General features: G+C 54.9%; 13 protein-coding genes. 6 read left to right on the forward strand and 7 right to left on the reverse strand.

Going from position 1 to position 18,266, the window contains the following annotated elements:
* Positions 1 to 4: 4 nt before the first annotated feature.
* Complete coding sequence (locus FQ179_RS12390) at positions 5 to 3,223, reverse strand: efflux RND transporter permease subunit (RefSeq protein ID WP_149397577.1); 3,219 nt, start codon at positions 3,221 to 3,223, stop codon at positions 5 to 7.
* An 11-nt stretch (positions 3,224 to 3,234) separates the two neighbouring features.
* Positions 3,235 to 4,485, reverse strand: coding sequence for an efflux RND transporter periplasmic adaptor subunit (locus FQ179_RS12395; RefSeq protein WP_149397578.1), 1,251 nt, complete (start codon positions 4,483 to 4,485; stop codon positions 3,235 to 3,237).
* A gap of 220 nt (positions 4,486 to 4,705) precedes the next feature.
* Between FQ179_RS12395 and FQ179_RS12400 the strand changes: the two genes are divergently transcribed.
* Complete coding sequence (locus FQ179_RS12400) at positions 4,706 to 5,722, forward strand: LysR family transcriptional regulator (RefSeq protein ID WP_149397579.1); 1,017 nt, start codon at positions 4,706 to 4,708, stop codon at positions 5,720 to 5,722.
* A gap of 272 nt (positions 5,723 to 5,994) precedes the next feature.
* The gene (locus tag FQ179_RS12405) at positions 5,995 to 8,001 is read left to right on the forward strand and encodes a PIG-L family deacetylase (protein WP_149397580.1); all 2,007 of its coding nucleotides are present in this window, start codon (positions 5,995 to 5,997) and stop codon (positions 7,999 to 8,001) included.
* A 246-nt stretch (positions 8,002 to 8,247) separates the two neighbouring features.
* Here the strand turns inward: FQ179_RS12405 and FQ179_RS12410 are convergent, their stop codons facing one another.
* The 5 genes from FQ179_RS12410 to FQ179_RS12430 form a co-directional block, all read right to left on the reverse strand.
* A complete protein-coding gene (locus FQ179_RS12410; protein ID WP_149397581.1) occupies positions 8,248 to 8,769 on the reverse strand; it encodes a DUF4351 domain-containing protein in 522 nt (173 codons plus the stop codon).
* Positions 8,770 to 8,789: 20 nt separating this feature from the next.
* Complete coding sequence (locus FQ179_RS12415) at positions 8,790 to 9,947, reverse strand: CaiB/BaiF CoA-transferase family protein (protein ID WP_149397582.1); 1,158 nt, start codon at positions 9,945 to 9,947, stop codon at positions 8,790 to 8,792.
* 28 nt (positions 9,948 to 9,975) lie between these two features.
* Complete coding sequence (locus tag FQ179_RS12420) at positions 9,976 to 10,785, reverse strand: citryl-CoA lyase (RefSeq protein WP_149397583.1); 810 nt, start codon at positions 10,783 to 10,785, stop codon at positions 9,976 to 9,978.
* 77 nt (positions 10,786 to 10,862) lie between these two features.
* Positions 10,863 to 11,930 (reverse strand): maleylacetate reductase, encoded by a 1,068-nt coding sequence (locus FQ179_RS12425; RefSeq protein ID WP_149397584.1) that lies wholly within the window; start codon positions 11,928 to 11,930, stop codon positions 10,863 to 10,865.
* A gap of 1 nt (position 11,931) precedes the next feature.
* Positions 11,932 to 12,936 carry a tripartite tricarboxylate transporter substrate binding protein gene (locus FQ179_RS12430; protein ID WP_149397585.1) on the reverse strand — a complete coding sequence of 335 codons (1,005 nt, stop codon included), beginning with the start codon at positions 12,934 to 12,936 and terminating at the stop codon, positions 11,932 to 11,934.
* A gap of 153 nt (positions 12,937 to 13,089) precedes the next feature.
* On the opposite strand from FQ179_RS12430, the gene FQ179_RS12435 reads away from it, so the two are divergent.
* The 4 genes from FQ179_RS12435 to FQ179_RS12450 all read left to right on the forward strand — a co-directional run bounded on the left by FQ179_RS12435 (position 13,090) and on the right by FQ179_RS12450 (position 18,261).
* Complete coding sequence (locus FQ179_RS12435; protein WP_149397586.1) at positions 13,090 to 14,013, forward strand: LysR substrate-binding domain-containing protein; 924 nt, start codon at positions 13,090 to 13,092, stop codon at positions 14,011 to 14,013.
* A 293-nt stretch (positions 14,014 to 14,306) separates the two neighbouring features.
* Positions 14,307 to 15,278 carry a helix-turn-helix domain-containing protein gene (locus FQ179_RS22850; RefSeq protein WP_149397587.1) on the forward strand — a complete coding sequence of 324 codons (972 nt, stop codon included), beginning with the start codon at positions 14,307 to 14,309 and terminating at the stop codon, positions 15,276 to 15,278.
* 213 nt (positions 15,279 to 15,491) lie between these two features.
* Positions 15,492 to 16,874, forward strand: a complete 1,383-nt coding sequence (locus tag FQ179_RS12445; RefSeq protein WP_149397588.1) for a glutamine synthetase family protein — start codon at positions 15,492 to 15,494, stop codon at positions 16,872 to 16,874.
* A 1-nt stretch (position 16,875) separates the two neighbouring features.
* Positions 16,876 to 18,261: an aldehyde dehydrogenase family protein gene (locus tag FQ179_RS12450; protein WP_149397589.1), complete on the forward strand. Its 1,386-nt coding sequence runs from the start codon at positions 16,876 to 16,878 to the stop codon at positions 18,259 to 18,261.
* Positions 18,262 to 18,266 lie beyond the last annotated feature (5 nt).

Here is an 18,266-nt window from a genome sequence, read left to right on the forward strand (position 1 = left end):
TTCCTTACTGTCCGCTCGTGCCGGGCTGCTGGCTCGCACCGGATATATGGCTTGCTGCCGCATCAGGGGCCTCGTTCTTGCTACGGCCTTTGCTCACGGCCTGCCCTGCCAGCCTTAGCACCACGTAAAAGACGGGGGTTAAAAAGAGCCCGAAGAAAGTCACACCCAGCATGCCGAAGAACACCGCAACCCCCATGGCATGGCGCATTTCCGAGCCAGCCCCGCTGGACAACACCAACGGCAGCACACCCATGACAAAGGCAATGGAAGTCATAACAATAGGACGCAGACGCAGACGGCTGGCTTCGATGGCGGCCTTGACCACAGTCAGGCCCTGACGTTCGAGCTCTCTGGCAAATTCGACGATTAGAATGGCGTTTTTGCAGGCCAGGCCTACCAGCACCATCAACCCTATCTGGGTAAAAATGTTGTTGTCGCCACGCGTCAGCCATACGCCCGTTAACGCCGCAAGAATACCCATGGGCACAATTAATATCACTGCCAGGGGCAAGGCCAGGCTTTCATACAAGGCAGCAAGCACCAGGAAGACCAGCAACACGCTAATGGGGAACACCCACACCCCCGCATTGCCCGCCAATATCTGTTGGTAGGTAAGATCCGTCCATTCAAATTTCACACCGCGCGGCAACACCTTTGCGGCAACACGTTCTGCGGCCTTTTGGGCCTGATCTGACGAGAAACCCGGCGCTGGCCCGCTGTTGATGTCGGCGGCGGTGTAGCCGTTGTAGCGCACCACCATTTCCGGTCCAAAGCCCGGTGTCACCTGTATCAGCGAAGACAGCGGTACCATCTGGCCATTGTGGTTGCGGGTTTCCAGTCGCAGGATATCTTCAGGCTGGGAGCGAAATGGCGCGTCGGCCTGGGCACGCACCTGAAACACGCGCCCGAAACGGTTGAAATCATTTACGTACAGCGATCCCAAATAGATCTGCATCGTATCGAACACATTGTTAATGGGTACGCCCAGTTGCTTGGCCTTTATGCGATCAAGGTCAACGTCCAGTTGTGGAACGTTAATCTGATAGCTGGAAAACGCTGGCCCCAGTTCAGGGGTTTTCGCCGCCTCGGCCAAAAATGCCTTGGCTGCCTTGTCCAGCTCTGCATAGCCCAACGCCCCATGGTCTTCAATCTGCAGTTTGAACCCCCCAACCGTGCCCAGCCCCATCACCGGCGGCGGCGGAAACACCGCAATATAAGAACCGTCGATTTCGGAAAACTTGGCGTTGAGAGCAGCGGCGATATGGTCTGCCGAAAGTCCGGCACGCTTGCGCGACTCAAACGAATCCAGCGTTACAAAAATAATGCCGGCGCTCGAACTGTTGGTAAACCCATTTATGGATAGGCCAGGAAACGCAATCGAACTTGCAACACCGGGTTCGTCCAGCGCAATCTGGCCCATCTGGCGGATCACCTTTTCAGTGCGGTCCAGTGAAGCGCCGCTTGGCAATTGGGCAAAGCTGATTAAATACTGCTTGTCCTGGGCTGGAACAAAGCCACCGGGCACCATGTAAGAAACCCCCAGCGTCATGGCCAGCAGCAGTGCATACACGCCCAAGGACGACGCCTTGCGGCGGATTACGCCAGACACACCTTTGGCATAGCGATCCGACGTGCTATGGAAGAAACGATTAAAGCGTTTGAAAAAGCCACCAAATAAACGGTGCATCCCACGTGTCAGCCAGTCAGGCTTCTCGTCACGGCCTTTTAGCAGCAAGGCGGCAAGCGCAGGCGATAGGGTCAAGGAATTGATCGCAGAGATCACGGTAGAGATGGCAATTGTGACGGCGAACTGCTTGAAAAACTGCCCGCTTAGCCCTGTAAGAAAAGCCAGAGGTACAAACACCGCCACAAGGGTCAGCGCAATAGCAATAATGGGGCCGCTGACCTCTTGCATGGCGCGATACGTCGCCTCGCGGGGGTTATGACCTTCTTCAATATTTCGCTCTACATTTTCGACAACTACAATGGCATCGTCGACCACAATTCCAATAGCCAGAACCAGCCCAAACAGCGACAACGCATTAATGGTGTAGCCAAAAAATAGCATCAAAGAGAATGTGCCTATGATGGACACAGGCACGGCCAGCAGAGGAATAATCGACGCCCGCCAGGTTTGCAGAAAAACAATCACGACGAGGACCACCAGCGCAATTGCCTCGAGTAAGGTCTTGACGACTGCCGAGATGCTTGCCCGCACAAACTGCGTCGGATCGTAAGCGATGCGGCTTTCCAGCGAAGCCGGAAAGTCTGCAGACAACTCTTTCATCGCTGCCCGAACCTGATCCGACACGTCAAGCACATTGGCGCCTGGAGACTGCATGATGGCCAACCCAACTGCAGGTTGATTGTCCAGCAACGAGCGCAGGCCGTACTCGGAAGCGGCCAACTCAATGCGAGCAACATCGCCCAGCCGGGTCACTCCGCCATCGGCAGAGGTTTTGAGAATGATGTCGGCAAACTCGTCCTCGGTCTGCAGGCGGCCACGCGCGTTAACCGAAAACTGTGTGGCCACATCAGACGCCGTCGGCGAAGCGCCGATTACCCCAGCCGCCACCTGCACATTCTGTTCGCGGATGGCTGCGACAACATCGCTGGCAGTCAAACCACGCTGCGCCATTTTTGCGGGATCCAGCCAGACCCGCATGGAGTAATCACCTGCTCCCCATACCTGCACCTCGCCCACACCAGGTATACGGGCCAGCCTGTCCTTGACGTTCAGCACAGCATAATTGCGCAAATACGTGGCGTCATAGTGATTATCAGGCGACACCAGATGCACCACCATGGCCAGCGCTGGGGAAGTCTTTATGGTGGTTACACCCAGACGCCGCACGTCTTCAGGCAAGCGCGGCAAGGCCTGAGAAACCCGGTTTTGCACCAACTGCTGTGCCTTGTCCGGGTCCATGCCGAGGTTAAAGTTAACGGTTACGACAAGATTGCCGTCGCTATTGGCCTGAGACTGCATGTACAGCATGTTCTCAACACCATTAATGGCTTCCTCCAGCGGCGCGGCCACGGTTTCCGCAATGACTTTGGGGTTGGCACCCGGATACTGTGCGCGAACAACCACCGACGGAGGCACGACCTCAGGATATTCAGAGATAGGCAACTGAAAGAGTGCCAGCGCGCCGGCCAGCACAATAAGCACAGACAAGACCCCGGCAAAAATGGGGCGATCGATAAAGAATCTGGAAATATTCATGGGGATCTGGCTCAAGAACGGGAAGAGGGGGCGGGAGATGCGCTCTCGGCAGTGGGCAACTGCGCTTTACCAACCGTGGAGGACGCCGGAGAGCGCATGGCGATGTCGGGCGTGGCATCGCCCACCGCCACGCGCGCCTGTACAGAGTCGCCTGGCCGAACGCGCTGCAAGCCACTCACGACAACGCGTTCGCCTGCGGCAAGCCCCGACTCAACGATTCTTGATCCATCGCGCACAGGGCCCAGGGTCACCTCCCGGTAATTGGCCTGGCTTTTGGCATCCACCACCAATACATAACGCTTGCTCTGGTCTGTTCCAATTGCTTTCTCATCAACAAGCACAGCCTGACGGGCTGTGCGCGTGCTAAGCCTGACTCGTGCGTACAAGCCAGGCAGCAGCGCGCCGTCGGCGTTATCAAATACAGCGCGAACCCGTATCGTTCCTGACGCTGTATCCAGATGGTTGTCGATGGAGACGACATGCCCTTGTCTTGGGTAGGCTTGATCGTCACCCAGGCCCAGTTCCACTGGCATGATTGCGTGCGGATCCAGCCTGGCCTTGTTCAAGAAACGCAAAAAGCTTTGCTCGTCCATATCGAACGCGGCATACACCTTATCCACCGACACCAAAGAGGTAAGCACCGGTGCACCAGGGCCCGCCTGCACTACGTTGCCCAACGTCACTTCAGCGCGTGAGGCGCGTCCCGAAATAGGCGCGACCAAACGCGTATGTTCAAGATCGAGTTGCGCGGCCTGCAGTGCCGCAGCCGCCGAGGCTTCTTCGGCTTTAGCAACGCGCGCAGCATTGCGCTTTTCATCCACATCACGACTGGCAATGGCATTGGCGGCCAGCAGGCGTTTGCCTCGCTGCAACTCGGAGGCGGTAAACGCCGCGCGCGCCTGGGCGGCTGCGAACCGTGCGGTGGCCTGATTCACACTGGCTTCGTATGGACGTGGATCAATCGTAAACAGCTCATCGCCTTTGTGCACCAGGCCTCCGTCTGCGAAATGCAGCGCCGTGATCGCACCCGATACCTGCGGACGTATCTGCACGTGTTCTACGGCTTCCAGACGCCCTGAATAAGCGTGCCAATCGACGATAGCTTTGCTGTGAACAACGGCAACATCGACCACGGCGGCGAGGGGCTGGTCGGCGGGTGTGTTTTGGGTGACACCTGCATTCGCCCGATAAATGGTGATGGCGAACAGTGCCGCGGCCAACAAGCCCAGCGGTACCAAATAGCGTTGGCGAATCGGAAACATCTTGCGTCCTTGTAAGGAAGAGAGCACTCGACAATGAAGCTGCTGCGACATGCGTAAGCGCGTCAGTTGCAATTCAAAACACGATCACGTGTATGCCAAGGCGGAGAAGAGTTGTATTATTGATTCTTTGCAAAAACAGATAAATATCGTTTTTATGGGAACACTGTTCCTGTTTTACGAACAATCACTTCACACGCTTAGCCAGACCCAGGAGAAGTTCATGGATCGTTTTCAGGCCATGCAGGTATTTACCCACGTCGCCGACGCCAACAGCTTCACACTGGCTGCCGACAACCTGGGTTTGCCGCGCTCAACCGTCACCACCACTATTCAAAGTCTTGAAAAATCACTTCGAGTACGACTGCTCAACCGCACCACGCGCCGGGTTAGCCTCACACCTGACGGCGCGTCCTATTACGAACGCTGTCGGCAGATACTGGCCGATCTTGAGGATGCAGAGTCACTTTTCCTGGATGGCAACCGCATCCCGCGCGGGCGTCTGCGCATCGATGTACCGCCTTCGATAGGCCGCCTCATTCTTGTACCCGCGCTCTGTGAGTTTCACACGCTTTATCCAGATATCGAACTCGCACTGGGCATGAGTGACCGGCCCGTAGACCTCGTGCAAGAGGCAGTAGATTGTGTAATACGGGTCGGAGAGCTTGAAGACTCCTCCCTGGTGGCCAAACGTATTGGCACTTTTGAAGGCGTTACCTGCGCCGCACCTGCCTACCTCGAAAAGTATGGCGAGCCGCATTCCATCGGATCGCTGGCTGACCACAGGGCTGTTCATTATTTTTCGGGCCGTACCGGGCGGATTGTCGACTGGAGTTTCATGATGGACGGACGCGCAACCGATGTCGCCATCAAGGGAGTCATGTCGGTCAACGACGCAGAAGCTTATGTTACATGCGGCCTGAAGGGGTTCGGCCTCATCCAGCCTGGGCATTACATGGTCGCCCAACATTTGGAATCAGGCGCACTGCGCGAGGTGCTTACACATCTTAAGCCGCCCTCAATGCCGATTTCTGTGGTCTATCTGCACAGCAAGCATTTGTCACCAAAAGTGCGCGTATTTGTCGACTGGATTAGCGAACTCTTCAAACGTTGCCCGTTATTGGCCGGATGCTCAGAAGCACATCCCAACGACGAAGAGTGCAAGTTTGCAGGCAAGCATAAAACCCAGACTGCGCTGCATGAAATGCTTCGGCAGGAGGAGGTTGAAAGTGTTTTTTAGTTTGGGGGGGGTGACGGCGGTTTTGATTATCAACGGTAATAATCAAGGCCGCTGGTCACCACCTGTTTTTTCATAGGCTATGAAACTACGGCCTGCGCAATAGAGCTAAGCAGTTCTTTCAGGTACGTTACGCTGGGCGTGTCGATGTAACGTTACGGAGTGCGTAACTCACCGTACAAACACCTAGCCATTACCTACACGACACTTAGCTATACTTGTTAAATTAGGGATACAAGAACGAAAACAAAAACAACACTGCGAAGCTATCACGAATGACCCCGATTTCAGTCCGCATTGTCACTGCCATACGCTTGGCATTACTTTGCTGCATTGGGTTTTTATTTGCTAATGTGGCAACCGCGCTGCCCTTACCCCCCTCCATCCACGATTGCAATGGCAGCAAAGACCTGATCTTCGCTGCGCATCTGGACGACGACCTGCTGTTCATGAATCCCGATGTTTCCGCCAACATTGATGCGGGCGGATGCATGCTGACGGTTTACCTGACGGCCAGCGAACGCCGGGCAGGCGAAGACTACATGCTGGCGCGCGAACGCGGCGTGCGTGCCGCCTATGCCTACCTGGCAAACAAGCCTGATGTATGGACGCAGGATACGGTTGCTGTAGGCGCTTACCACCTTACGCGCTTCACGCTGACCGGTGATCCAAAGCTGCAACTTATACATATGCGCCTGAAAGACCCGTGGCTGGGTAAGGGATGGGGCAGCCTGACCCCATTGAGCCAGACCGAATCCATAGCAGGCAATACTGTCGACACGCTGGGCTCTTACCATGAAACGTATAGTCGGGCAGACCTCGTGGCCACCATCGCCAGCATCATCCAGGGCTACGGCCCCACCACGGTACGCCACCTGGATGACACGATTAACATCCCTTATACCGAGCTGTGCTGGCGTTGTATTGGGCATGGCCACCCCGATCACATTGCCAGCGCCAGGCTGGTTCGCGACGCCATTAAGCTTGCCCATGGCAACTACGCGGAAGTCGCCTATGTCGACTACCCCACGCAAGAACGCCAAATCAACCTGGATGAAAAGGAAATCAACAAGAAGACCGAAGCGTTTCGCCGCTATGCCTGGAAAGACTACCACGCCTGCCCAGATCCACAGAATTGCATTGCGCCCGCTGGCCCCGAGGCATCGTGGGTCGGCCGCTCTTACTATGTATCGCGGCACAACATTACACCCGCACTCTTTACAGACCCAGAAGGCGGCATACTGATCCTGGCCAAAGGCGAAGTTAACGACGCCGCCAATATCTGGAACAGCCGTAAGCAAACCTGGAGCGCACTAGGCGGTCGCACCCCCGATTCACTCGCTTCATTTGCTTACCCGGATGCAACAAACGGGTTTCTGGCACGTGACGCGCTGGGCATCATCTGGACCAACAAGCAAAACCCTGATGAGAGCTGGCAAGGATGGCAAGGCATGGTGGGGGCACGATTTCCTCGCCTTCCCACTGTAACGTCAGAGGTGAAAACGGCAGCGGTTGCGCTTGCCAACGACGGGCTGCTCTATTGGGCGACCGCTTCGAGCACAGAAAACCGCTGGGCAGCCTGGCAGCCATTGCCAGTGCTGCAGCAAGCCTCTGGCGATCTTGCCATAACAACCGACGCGGCAGGCCGACTGGTCATCTTTGCGACCGACGTCGAGGGCAGGCTTTTTACCGTGCAGCAGATTGCTGCCGAAGATGCAGAACACTGGTCATCGTGGAATGAGATCGCCGCGCCGGCCGCTCTCGGTGGGTTGGCGGCGCTACGTAATGCACACGGCCTGATCGAACTTTACCTGCGCGACCGGGAAAGCAATCATTTGCTGCGGATCGTGCAGGCGGCCCAAGCAAATAGCGCTGCAGACACGCCTTCCCCAGCCATTTGGAATACGGCCACCGACCTGGGCATAAGTTTCGTAGGCAAGCCAGCCGCTGGCCTGAACGAGCACGGCAACGTCATCGTCGCCGTCGTCGATCACCCAGGCGGTGCACTCTGGCTTTACGAAAATGCTCAGGCCAAAAAACTGTCAGTCAATGTGGCTTCTTCGCCCGCCTTGCGTGTGATAAATGGCGTTTTGTATATCGTGGCCCGCAACGCAGGGCAACTACAGACATATCAGGTTCAGGAATATCGCCAAGGTGCTTGGGGTACTGCGTTAACCGTCACCGTTCCGCCTGCAGGAGGCGGGAGTGCATTTTCTGTGGGGGTAAGTGGGTCGCCGTTAGCTGTCGTGACAGATAACGGGACGCAGGAAAAAGACAATTAGTCAGACGGGAGAGTATCTCCCCTGCGTTCCGGCAGTTTAGATACGTCAGCGCTCCGCCCCCCTCTCCTCTGATTCTGTGCCCACACGAAAATCTGCTTGGATGCCTCAGCCTTCCCTTGCCTGTTCGACTTTCGACAGCTGCGGCTTTATTGGTAAGGTGTGAGCCGATTCTCTTTGATGCCGCCGGGGGAATGCCGTTACATCTATTTTGTCGGTCAACCTTTGTACAAAGAGCGCCAAATCACGTCAAACAAATACGCTTTCAATACTCTCGGCATCTAGCAGGCTCAATGACCAGTTTTGCAATTGATCGGTGCTGGCTTGTGAGAGTAGCGTTTGGTAATGCGGCGGCAAGGGGCCGAACTTGCACTCGAGTAAACGCGCAAGCAGCTGTGCCTGGCCTTGCAGAATTCCTTGTTGCTGTCCTTTCTGTAGCCCCTTCTGCTCACCCTCGTATCGCGCCTGATCCAGCATATCTTCGGCATCAACCAGCGCCTGTTCTCGGCGCTCTGCTGCCAGTCGCAGTTCTTCGTCTGAATACAGCGTTTGCAGATGGGTCAGGGCTTCTTGTACAGGTGGGTGGGTAATTGCGGTCATGGCAGCCTCATCCAGGTTGTGCAACAGGCATGCGATCCAGGCCAGCAACGGCGCAGTCAGTTCACGCAACCCTTCAGCTTTACGTAGCTCAATTATATGCACTTGCAGCATTTGCCCCAACTGGATTTGCGGATACTGGCTGTCGCGTAACGTGAAGTTCCAGTTCGCCAACCACACCTCTTCTCACCGTATTAGTCCTCCTGCATGGAGCCCAACCGCTCGCGCAATTCTTTCAGAACATCGTTATTGTGCTCACCCAGAACCGGTGGCGGTATGACTTCTGTGCTGCGCTCACCGTCAAACGAAACTGGAGAGCGTACAGTGCGGAACTCACCCATGGTTTTGTGGTGGCCCGAAACAAGCAGCCCCAGATGCTTAGCTTGTGGATCTTCCAAGGCTTCACTGGCATCGTACATGGGAGCGTGCGGCACATCTTCGGCCTCCAGGCGGCGACACCATTCCGGTCGCGTCCGTTGCGCAAAAATTGGGCCGAGGATATCAATCAAGGCTTCTTGGTTTTCGATACGCCCGTTACGATCCGAAAACCGAGGGTCCTTAAACAGCTGGGATTGCTCCATCGCATTGGCAAGGCCTTGCCAGAACTTTTCAGGCGAAGACATATGCAGTGCGAGCCACTTACCATCGGCGCATTTCATGACATACGACTGTGAGACGCTGGGCCGACTGTAAGGCCCCATGACCTCACCTGCCGAATAAAAATGAGTAAACGCGTCCAGGTTAAAGTGTGTCATGGCTTCCAGCATGGACACCTCAACCTTGCGGCCAACACCTGTCTGATGGCGTTCGTGTAGCGCTCCGAGCACACCATACGCAGCATAGAAACCGGTGATGGAATCGGCCAGCGCGGGGCCAACAACACGTGGGTTTTCTGGGTTGATAAGAAGACCTAAAAAGCCACTGGCAGCCTGAGCTACTGAATCATAGGCGGGTCGACTGGCGGCCGGGCCTGTAGGCCCAAATCCGCTAATCGAACAATAAATCAAACGAGGGTTTAGTTTGCGCAGACGCTCCTCACCAACATTCAATCGCTCTGCAGCCCCCGGCCGAAAGTTCTGAATATAAACATCAGCAGTACTAATTAACTCGTCGAAGATCGCGAGGTCCTCAGCATTCTTGGTGTTCAACGTGACGCTGCGCTTGTTGCGATTGTAGGTCTGGAAGTGTGGGCTGTATAAGCCCCCTTTGAACGCGCGAAACGGGTCTCCCGTTTCAGGTTGTTCTATTTTGATGACATCGGCGCCCATGTCGCCCAGCAACATTCCCGCTGCCGGGCCGGTAATAAAGGTTCCTTGTTCCAATACGCGAACGCCATTCAGAACTTTAATCATGATGAAACTCCGGTGCAAATCATAGATACTAGGTGTTGCTTGCGGAAAAGCCTTCTGGCGTGTCTCCGTCGTAAACATAATCGCGCGTGGCTTGATACGACAGTGCAAAGCCTATGGGTTTCTGTAACTCTTCAGTCAGATGCCCAATAAGACCGGCGGTCCGGGCAAGAATAGGCACACCCCTCAAGGCAGTTATTGGAAAGCCCACACCGAGTAACGCAGCAGGAATAGCCGCCGAAACATTCAACATCAGGTTTTTGCCAATGATTTCCGGGATCACGTTCTCGATCGCGTCAGCAATTTGTATGTAAGTCATATCGGCGCCGGCTGCTTCAGCCACGCCAAATAGTGCCGACACACGAGGATCGCGCTCTTTATGCAGTGGATGGCCATAGCCAGGAATGGCGCGCCGGGCATTACGGTATTCTCCGATCACCTGCTTGGCTGCCTCGCTGTAATTATTGTCGCCGTCAGCACGCACCCTGACCTCTTCAAGAAGCCTGCCAGCCGTTTCGGAGGCGCCAAGAATCACGGAACCACAACCTAAAATACCTGCCGCTACGGCGCCCTGCAGTGCGTCAGGGGCTGCCGCCAGTGTCATCCGACTGGCTTGCACGCTCGGAACGAGGCCATGTTCCGCGATGGCAACCAACGTTGCATTCAACACGGTTGTGGCGGCTGGCGTGGGTTCTTGACCAGTAACCAATAGAAAAAAATAATCTGTGAAGGATATTTTCCCAATAAGCTCCTGGGCCAGATCCTTTCCTCGCACTACGATAGTTTCTGAGTTCGAAGTGCAAATGGCCGAGTGCGGAATAGTTTCTTTACCTATTTTCATGTCGTTCCTGAAAAGCGTATGCGCGGCGTTGTGCTGGGGCACTGTTCCAGCAAGGTGTGTGTTTGAAGCAAGTTAATTTATTCAGGCCGCAGCCCTTCGAACGCGTATTGCAAAAGCGTGCGAATGTGGTCGCGCTCGACAGGACGAGGATTCCAGTACGGTTGCGCGACCGCAATGTCTGCGGCCTGATCCAGATCAGCTGCACGCATGCCTATTGCGCGTAAAGCCATAGGGGCACCCAGTTCTTGTGCGAGGTCATATAGGGCTGAAGCAGCAGACTGATTTGATCGCTGCAACGCGCAGGAGATGCGTTGCATTGCACTGGGTGCGAACGAGGCGTTATAGGCCATGGCATAGGGAAGAACGATGGAATGCGTCTGAGCATGCGGCAGATTAAAGCTGCCCCCCAAGGTATGGCACAGCTTATGATGCAAAGCCATACCAGCACTACCAAGTACAGTGCCACAAAGCCACGCACCGTAAAGGCATTGCTCCCGAGCGTTTACATCATTCTTCTGGTGCTGAAGTTGACGCAGGCCGCTTGCCATGGCTCGTATGCCCTCTTCGGCCAATAATGTAATCATCGGGTTGCTGTCTTGGGCGTACAGGCCCTCTGCAGCATGAGCAATGGCATTCATGCCGCTGGTTACCGAAATATCATACGGCAGCTTCATGGTCAGTTGAGGGTCGTAAATAACCGTCTTTGGCAATACACGGGCATCCTTACCAGTCTTTTTTGTACCGCTCTCGGTCACACCATACACGGACGTCATTTCCGACCCGGAATAGGTCGTGGGCACAGCCAGTATCGGGAGCCCGGTACCCAAGGCCAGCGCCTTCGCCAGGCCTATCGTGGAACCACCCCCAATTGCAATCAGGCAATCGGCATTTGACCTGGTTAATGCAACCCGTGCCTCTTGAACAACTGCCAAGGGTACGTGCATGGTTGCTTGGTCGTAGATGGCCGCAGCGCTTTTTCCAAGCGCTCCATAAGCCTGCTCAGCCAGCCCACGCTGGCGTGCCGTGCAAAGCACGAGCGCTTTCTGCGCCCCTAGCAGGCCGATCTCAGCCTTGAGCGTATGCCACGCGTCTGCACCAAAAACCACCCGCGTGGGCTGTGCGGTATAGACGAATTGTTTGGGCATACTAGTTAACTTTTGCACCTGAGTTCCTGACAAGTTCAGCCCATTTTTTGGTCTCGTCGGCCTCGAACTTAGCCAAATCTTTGGTAGATTCGCCACCTGGCTCTACCCCTTGTTGCTTCAGTCTCTCAATCAGGTCCGGATCGGCCAACACATCAGCAGCAGCCTCTTTCAGTTTGGCCATGACGGGCTCAGGCACCCCGGCAGGGGCATACATCATGAACCAGGCGACCAAGTCGAAATCACTGTTGGTTTGCTCTGCGATGCTGGGCACATCGGGTGCTGCAATACTGCGTCGACTGCTAGACACACCTATGGCGCGCAACGCGCCGCTCTTTACATGGGGTAACACGGCAGCGGGGTGATAGAACATGAACTGAACCTCTCCTGACATCACATCCTGCATAGCCATGGCCCCCTCCTTATATGGGACATGCAGCATCGCTACGCCGAGCCGATCTTTAAGTAATTCACCAGCCAGATGACCCGATGTGCCGCTTCCAGCAGATGAGAACATGATGCCTTTCGGCGTGTTCGCAGCCTCGGCAAGCTCTTTTACAGAATGGTAAGGCGAATCGCCACTCACCACCAGAAACGTTGGCGTTTGCCCAACGAAAGCGATGGGCTTGAAATCTGTTTTCGGTTCATAACCTCGCTTGGAATACAGTTCTGTATTAATGGCATGGGTTCCAACCGTGCCCATCAGAATGGTGTAACCATCGGGAGCACTGCGTGCAACTTGCGCTGTACCGATTGTGCCACCAGCGCCTGCCTTGTTGCTCACCACAATGGGCTGACCCAGTTTCTTGGACATTTTGTCGGCGACGAGTCGCGAAATGGTGTCAGTCGTGGTGCCAGGACCAAACGGTACGACCAAGTTCACTGCCTTCGTCGGAAAGTCCGCAGATAGGGCTGGCGTCGCCATAAACGCTAAAGGCGCAGAAACAAAAGCGGCCATAAGACGGTACGGCGGATATTTATTAAACGGATTTTTTATAGATAGACTCATGATTACTCCTCCTTGTTGTAGGCCTGACTTCATTTATTCATTGTTCTAGAGCTTGAAGCTGGTATCAGTCTAATTGCCAGTTATGAAATACAGAAATGATTGTTTTAATCAGCTATGATCGATGGCATCGATAGCAATCTAAACATTCTCGTCATGGAACTGAGGCATTTACGATATTTCATTGCATTGGCGGGGTCACTTAACTTCACCCGTGCTGCCGAGCGCGTGCACGTAACGCAGTCGACACTGTCACATCAAATACGCCAACTTGAAGATGAGATCGGCCAACGTTTGTTTGACCGCAACGGCAAGCGTGTCGTACTGACCGAGGCTGGCGAATCGTTTCTGGCTTATGCCAACCGTGCGCTTGAAGTCATCGATGAGGGTCTGGGCGAACTAAAACAGGCCGTCGCGCCAATTACAGGTACCGTGCACATAGGCACTACATCCACTTTTAATCAGAGTTTTCTTCCCGATTGTGTGGCACTTTTTCTTAGAGAGAACACCACTGTCAAGATTGTCATTGACGAACTATCGGCCGACGCGATCACTGACGGGCTCATGGCAGAAGAGCTGGATATCGGCATTGGGTACCGACCCGAACTGCAAGAAACAATAAGGTTTGAACCACTATTCAACGAGGAACTCGCCTTGGTCGTGGCGAACAAGCATATATTGGCAACGCGCAGACGCTTGCGGGTAGCCGAGCTTCATCGCGAGTCACTGGTTCTGTTGCCAAAAAAATTTTCCACCAGACGTCTGCTTGATGAATGTTTTAACGCAGCAGGCGCCCAGCCAAATATCATCGCTGAAATGAATACTATCCCAGCGATGCTGGGTTTAGTAGTACGAGAACATGTAGGTACTATTGTTGCGCCCAGCGCAATCGCACACCACAGTATTCCTGTACAAGTCATTCCCCTCGAAGGCCCCACCCCCATCCGCACCCATGGCCTAATGTTCAAGGATGCCCACGAGCAAACGCGAGCCAGCATGGCCTTCAGTGCCCTTATCCGTAAACACACAAAGCCTGGAATGTACGGTGCCAGACCAACGCAAGGCACAGTGGTTTTCTAACTATCATCGTCTACCAATATGGGTTTCTTCAGAAGTTCGCCCCACTCATCGGGGGTTATAGCTTTTTTGCAGTGTTTGCAGATAGGTCAGAGCTTCTTGCAAGACTATTCGAGTCATGGAGCATCCCAAACAATACTAAATACCTGTTGTGGAGTATTCTCGACTAATGGTCTGTGCCCTCCCCTAGTCTTTTAAGGGTCGACCATGCGGGCAGGAAGGCTAATAGCCGTATTTACCCTCATTCAACCAAGCTGGATTACACGTTAACCTGCACCAGAATCTGGAGCATAACTATGCAGGGAAAGCGCGGGCACAACGCCCAGTGGCGTATCACGACGTCTGCTGATGCAGACGATCATGCCCATAACCTCAGCCGCTGGGTACAAGAATACAACCAGTTTTCGGCAGGGACCTTTGCCGGTCAAATCACCGAGCTGTGGCTGCCGCATACGCAGCTTTTCCTGGAATCGACCAATCAAATCCTGCACCAATCCTGTGCTGCCTGGTCCAAAGCCCTATGGTTTGGCATCCCCGTATCTCGCACAGGTGGTGCGCGCATGGGCACGATAGACATTCCCGAGCACTCCATCGCCTTCAAGCAAGGCGGCACTCAATTCGAGCTCTTTACACCGGCAGACTTTGACATCATCGGCATCGTGATCGATGAAGATATCTTTGCACGCTATCTCCAGGACGTCGAACAGGTAGACAGCAGCCAGATCACGCGCAAGCAAGGCGTCATGGCCGTCAGTGCACAGGCCAAGGTCGAGGTCTGCGGCGCTCTGATTAATATGCTGAACGCGAAACAAACCGCTCACGATACTCACACACCACCCTATTATTCCTTTGAGGATCGAATCCTCTCCTACCTAGCGCCGCTGCTCTGTACCAGTACCGCACCTGCGCCCAGCATAGCCAGAAACCTGAACCGCCACCGCATCGTCGAGCGGGCGCGCGACATTGTACTTGCAGCGCCCACTGAGGGCATCTCAATCCCCGATTTATGCCGCGCCTTGCACGTCAGTCGTCGCACCCTGCAGTATTGTTTTCAAGACGTTGTAGGCATGGCGCCCTTGAATTATTTGCGTATCCTCAAACTCAACCAGGTACGACGCGATCTGCGCACAGATACCACGCGTCGTAACCCAGTCACCGAGGCCGCCTTATCCTGGGGCTTTTACCACTTGGGACAATTCTCGGCCGATTATCGCAAGCTCTTTGGCGAGACGCCTTCTCAGACCGTCGCTCACGTCAACTACGCCTGACCACGCCCTGCTCTGACGCACCACCCTGGCAGCGTGCCGCTCACGTCCCCAACTCCTCTCACGCTACTAATTACAAAGATTTGCCAAATTCCGATAGTGGTGTGCCAATTTTCGATAGCTCACAATCTCCCAAGGCACGACGATGAGGTCATAACAGGTGCGGGCGCAATGCCCGATTCCGCCCATCGTCACTGAGACATACGAAGGTTCATCATGCAAGAACGCTCTATCAAAACGACAGAAGACGCTATAAAGCTCGTCGAAGCTAGCGGCCTGACGCACATCAAATTGGGCTTATCCGACATCGATGGCGTGATACGCGGTAAGTACATGCGCAAGGACAAGTTCATCGGCGCCTTGCGCGATGGCTTCGTATTTTGCGACGTCGTCATGGGGTGGGACTCCAATGACGACCTCTACGACAATGCAAAATTCACAGGCTGGCATACCGCCTACCCGGACGCCCAGGTACGCATTGACCCGAGCAGTTGCCGGCGCCTACCCTTAGAGCACGGAGCCAATGGCGAAGCCATGCTGTTTTTCATCGCTGAACTCGATGGCCCTGCCGCTGGCGTCTGCCCGCGTCGTCTGCTGCACCGCGTTGTAGACAGAGCGAGCGATATGGGTTTTGACGTTTTTTCAGCGCTGGAATATGAATTTTTCATGTTCAATGAGACCCCAAAGACCATACGAGAAAAGCAATATCGGAACCTGGAGTCCTGGACTCCAGGAAATTTTGGCTACTCAGTGTTGCGCAGCACCGTCAACTCAGACTTCTACAAGCAATTGATCGATTTGACCGAGCAAATGGATATCCCAATTGAGAGTCTGCATACCGAGACCGGACCAGGCGTGCTCGAAGCCGCCATCGCGGTAGACCGGATCAATGCTGCCGCTGACAAGGGCTTTTTGTTCAAGACCTTCACCAAGGCGTTGGCCGAACAACAAGGCCTGATGGCAACTTTTATGGCCAAGTGGTCCCATAAACACGCGGGACAAAGCGGCCATATTCACATGTCGCTATGCGATCTGAAATCGGGGAAGAACGTATTTTACGACCCCACCAAAGAACACAGCATGAGTGATCTGCAGCGCCATTTCGTTGCAGGGCAACAGCGCTATATGCCCGAAATGATGGCCATGTATGCGCAAACCATCAATAGTTACACCCGTCTGGTGCCCGGCTATTGGGCGCCCCTCGAAGCCAGTCTGGGGGTCGAGAACCGCACCACAGCACTACGCATCATTCCGGGCTCAGAAAAAAGTCAGCGTGTGGAGATCCGCATCGGCTCAGCCGACGCTAACCCCTACATTGCCTTGGCAGCGGGTCTGGGTTCGGGCTTGCTGGGCATCGAGCAGAAACTCGAGCCGGAACTCACCTTCGGCAACGCCTATACTCAATCATTCCCCGAGCATCTGAAATTCCCCAGCACTCTGTGGGATGCCGCCCAGCGGCTACGTGCCTCAGAAGCTGCTCATGAGCTGTTTGGCGAACCCTTTGTCGAACATATGGCCGCCACACGCGAGTGGGAAGAGCGTAAATTCCGTGAGTACGTAACTGACTGGGAACTCCAGCGTTATTTCGAGATCATCTGACATGAACGAACTGATCACTATCAGCCCCATAGATGGGCGTGAACTCCTGCGTCGACCCTACACCAGCGAGACCGACATCGCACGTGCCTTGCGCACCGCTCGACGTGCGCAGCATGAATGGGCGCGTGTTCCTCTTGCACAGCGCTGCGCTTTGGTAAGCGCCTGCGTGGATGCGGTGGTCGCTCGCAGCGACGCTATGGCACAGTCCATCACCGAACAGATGGGCCGTCCGATCCGCTACACACCCGGCGAGTTGCGTGGCTTTGAGGATCGCGCACGTCATATGATCGCCATCGCTCCCGAAGCCCTGGCACCCATATATCCCGCCAAGCAGGACAAGCTCGATCGTTATATTTTGCGCGAGCCCGTCGGTACCGTATTGACCGTCGCGCCCTGGAACTATCCTCTACTCACGGCGGTCAACAGCATCGTGCCAGCTCTGGTGGCAGGCAATAGCGTGATCCTCAAACACTCAGATCAGACACCACTGTGCGCCGAGCAGCTCGTTGAAGCCTTTAGCGCCGCTGGATTGCCCGAAGGGCTGTTTCAATATATTCACGCCACCCATGACACCATCCGCCAAATCATTCAATCGCCCTATATCGACTATGTGTCATTCACCGGGTCCGTGCGGGGCGGCACTGCAATCGAGGAGGCGGCCACTGGTCGATTTATCGGCAAGGGGCTGGAGCTAGGAGGCAATGATCCTGCCTATGTGCGTGCCGACGCAGACCTAGGCCACGCGGTGGATACCCTGGTGGACGGTGCGTTTTTCAATTCAGGGCAATCTTGCTGTGGCATTCAGCGTATCTATGTCGACCAGGCGATCTACCAGGACTTTATCGACCGCGCTGTCGCGCTCACCGAAACCTATGTGCTTGATGATCCGATGAACCCCAATACCACGCTAGGTCCCGTCGTACGGGCCAAGTCCGCCAACGAAATCCGCCAAACCCTGGATCAGGCGCTAAACCGAGGCGCACGCAATCTGATCGACTCAGGCAAATTCGCTCGGGCCCAGCCAGGCAGTACCTATGTGGCCCCAGCACTGCTCACCGACGTGAACCACGATATGCTGGTCATGAATGAAGAGTGCTTCGGGCCCGTTGTGGGCATTATGGCTGTGCCCTCGGATCAGCGTGCCATCGAGCTTATGAACGATAGCAACTACGGTTTGACCGCATCCGTCTTTACTCAGGACGCTGATGCGGCAGTGCGCATAGGCAGTCAGGTGCAGACAGGCACGTTCTTTATGAATCGCTGCGACTACCTGGACCCAGCCCTGGCCTGGACAGGCGTCAAGAATACCGGGCATGGCATTTCCCTCTCGACGCTGGGATACCAGGCTCTCACTCGAGCAAAATCCTTTCACTTGCGCCAACTATAGCGGTT

This window comes from Pusillimonas sp. ANT_WB101 (genome assembly GCF_008369125.1).
Lineage (GTDB): Bacteria > Pseudomonadota > Gammaproteobacteria > Burkholderiales > Burkholderiaceae_B > Allopusillimonas.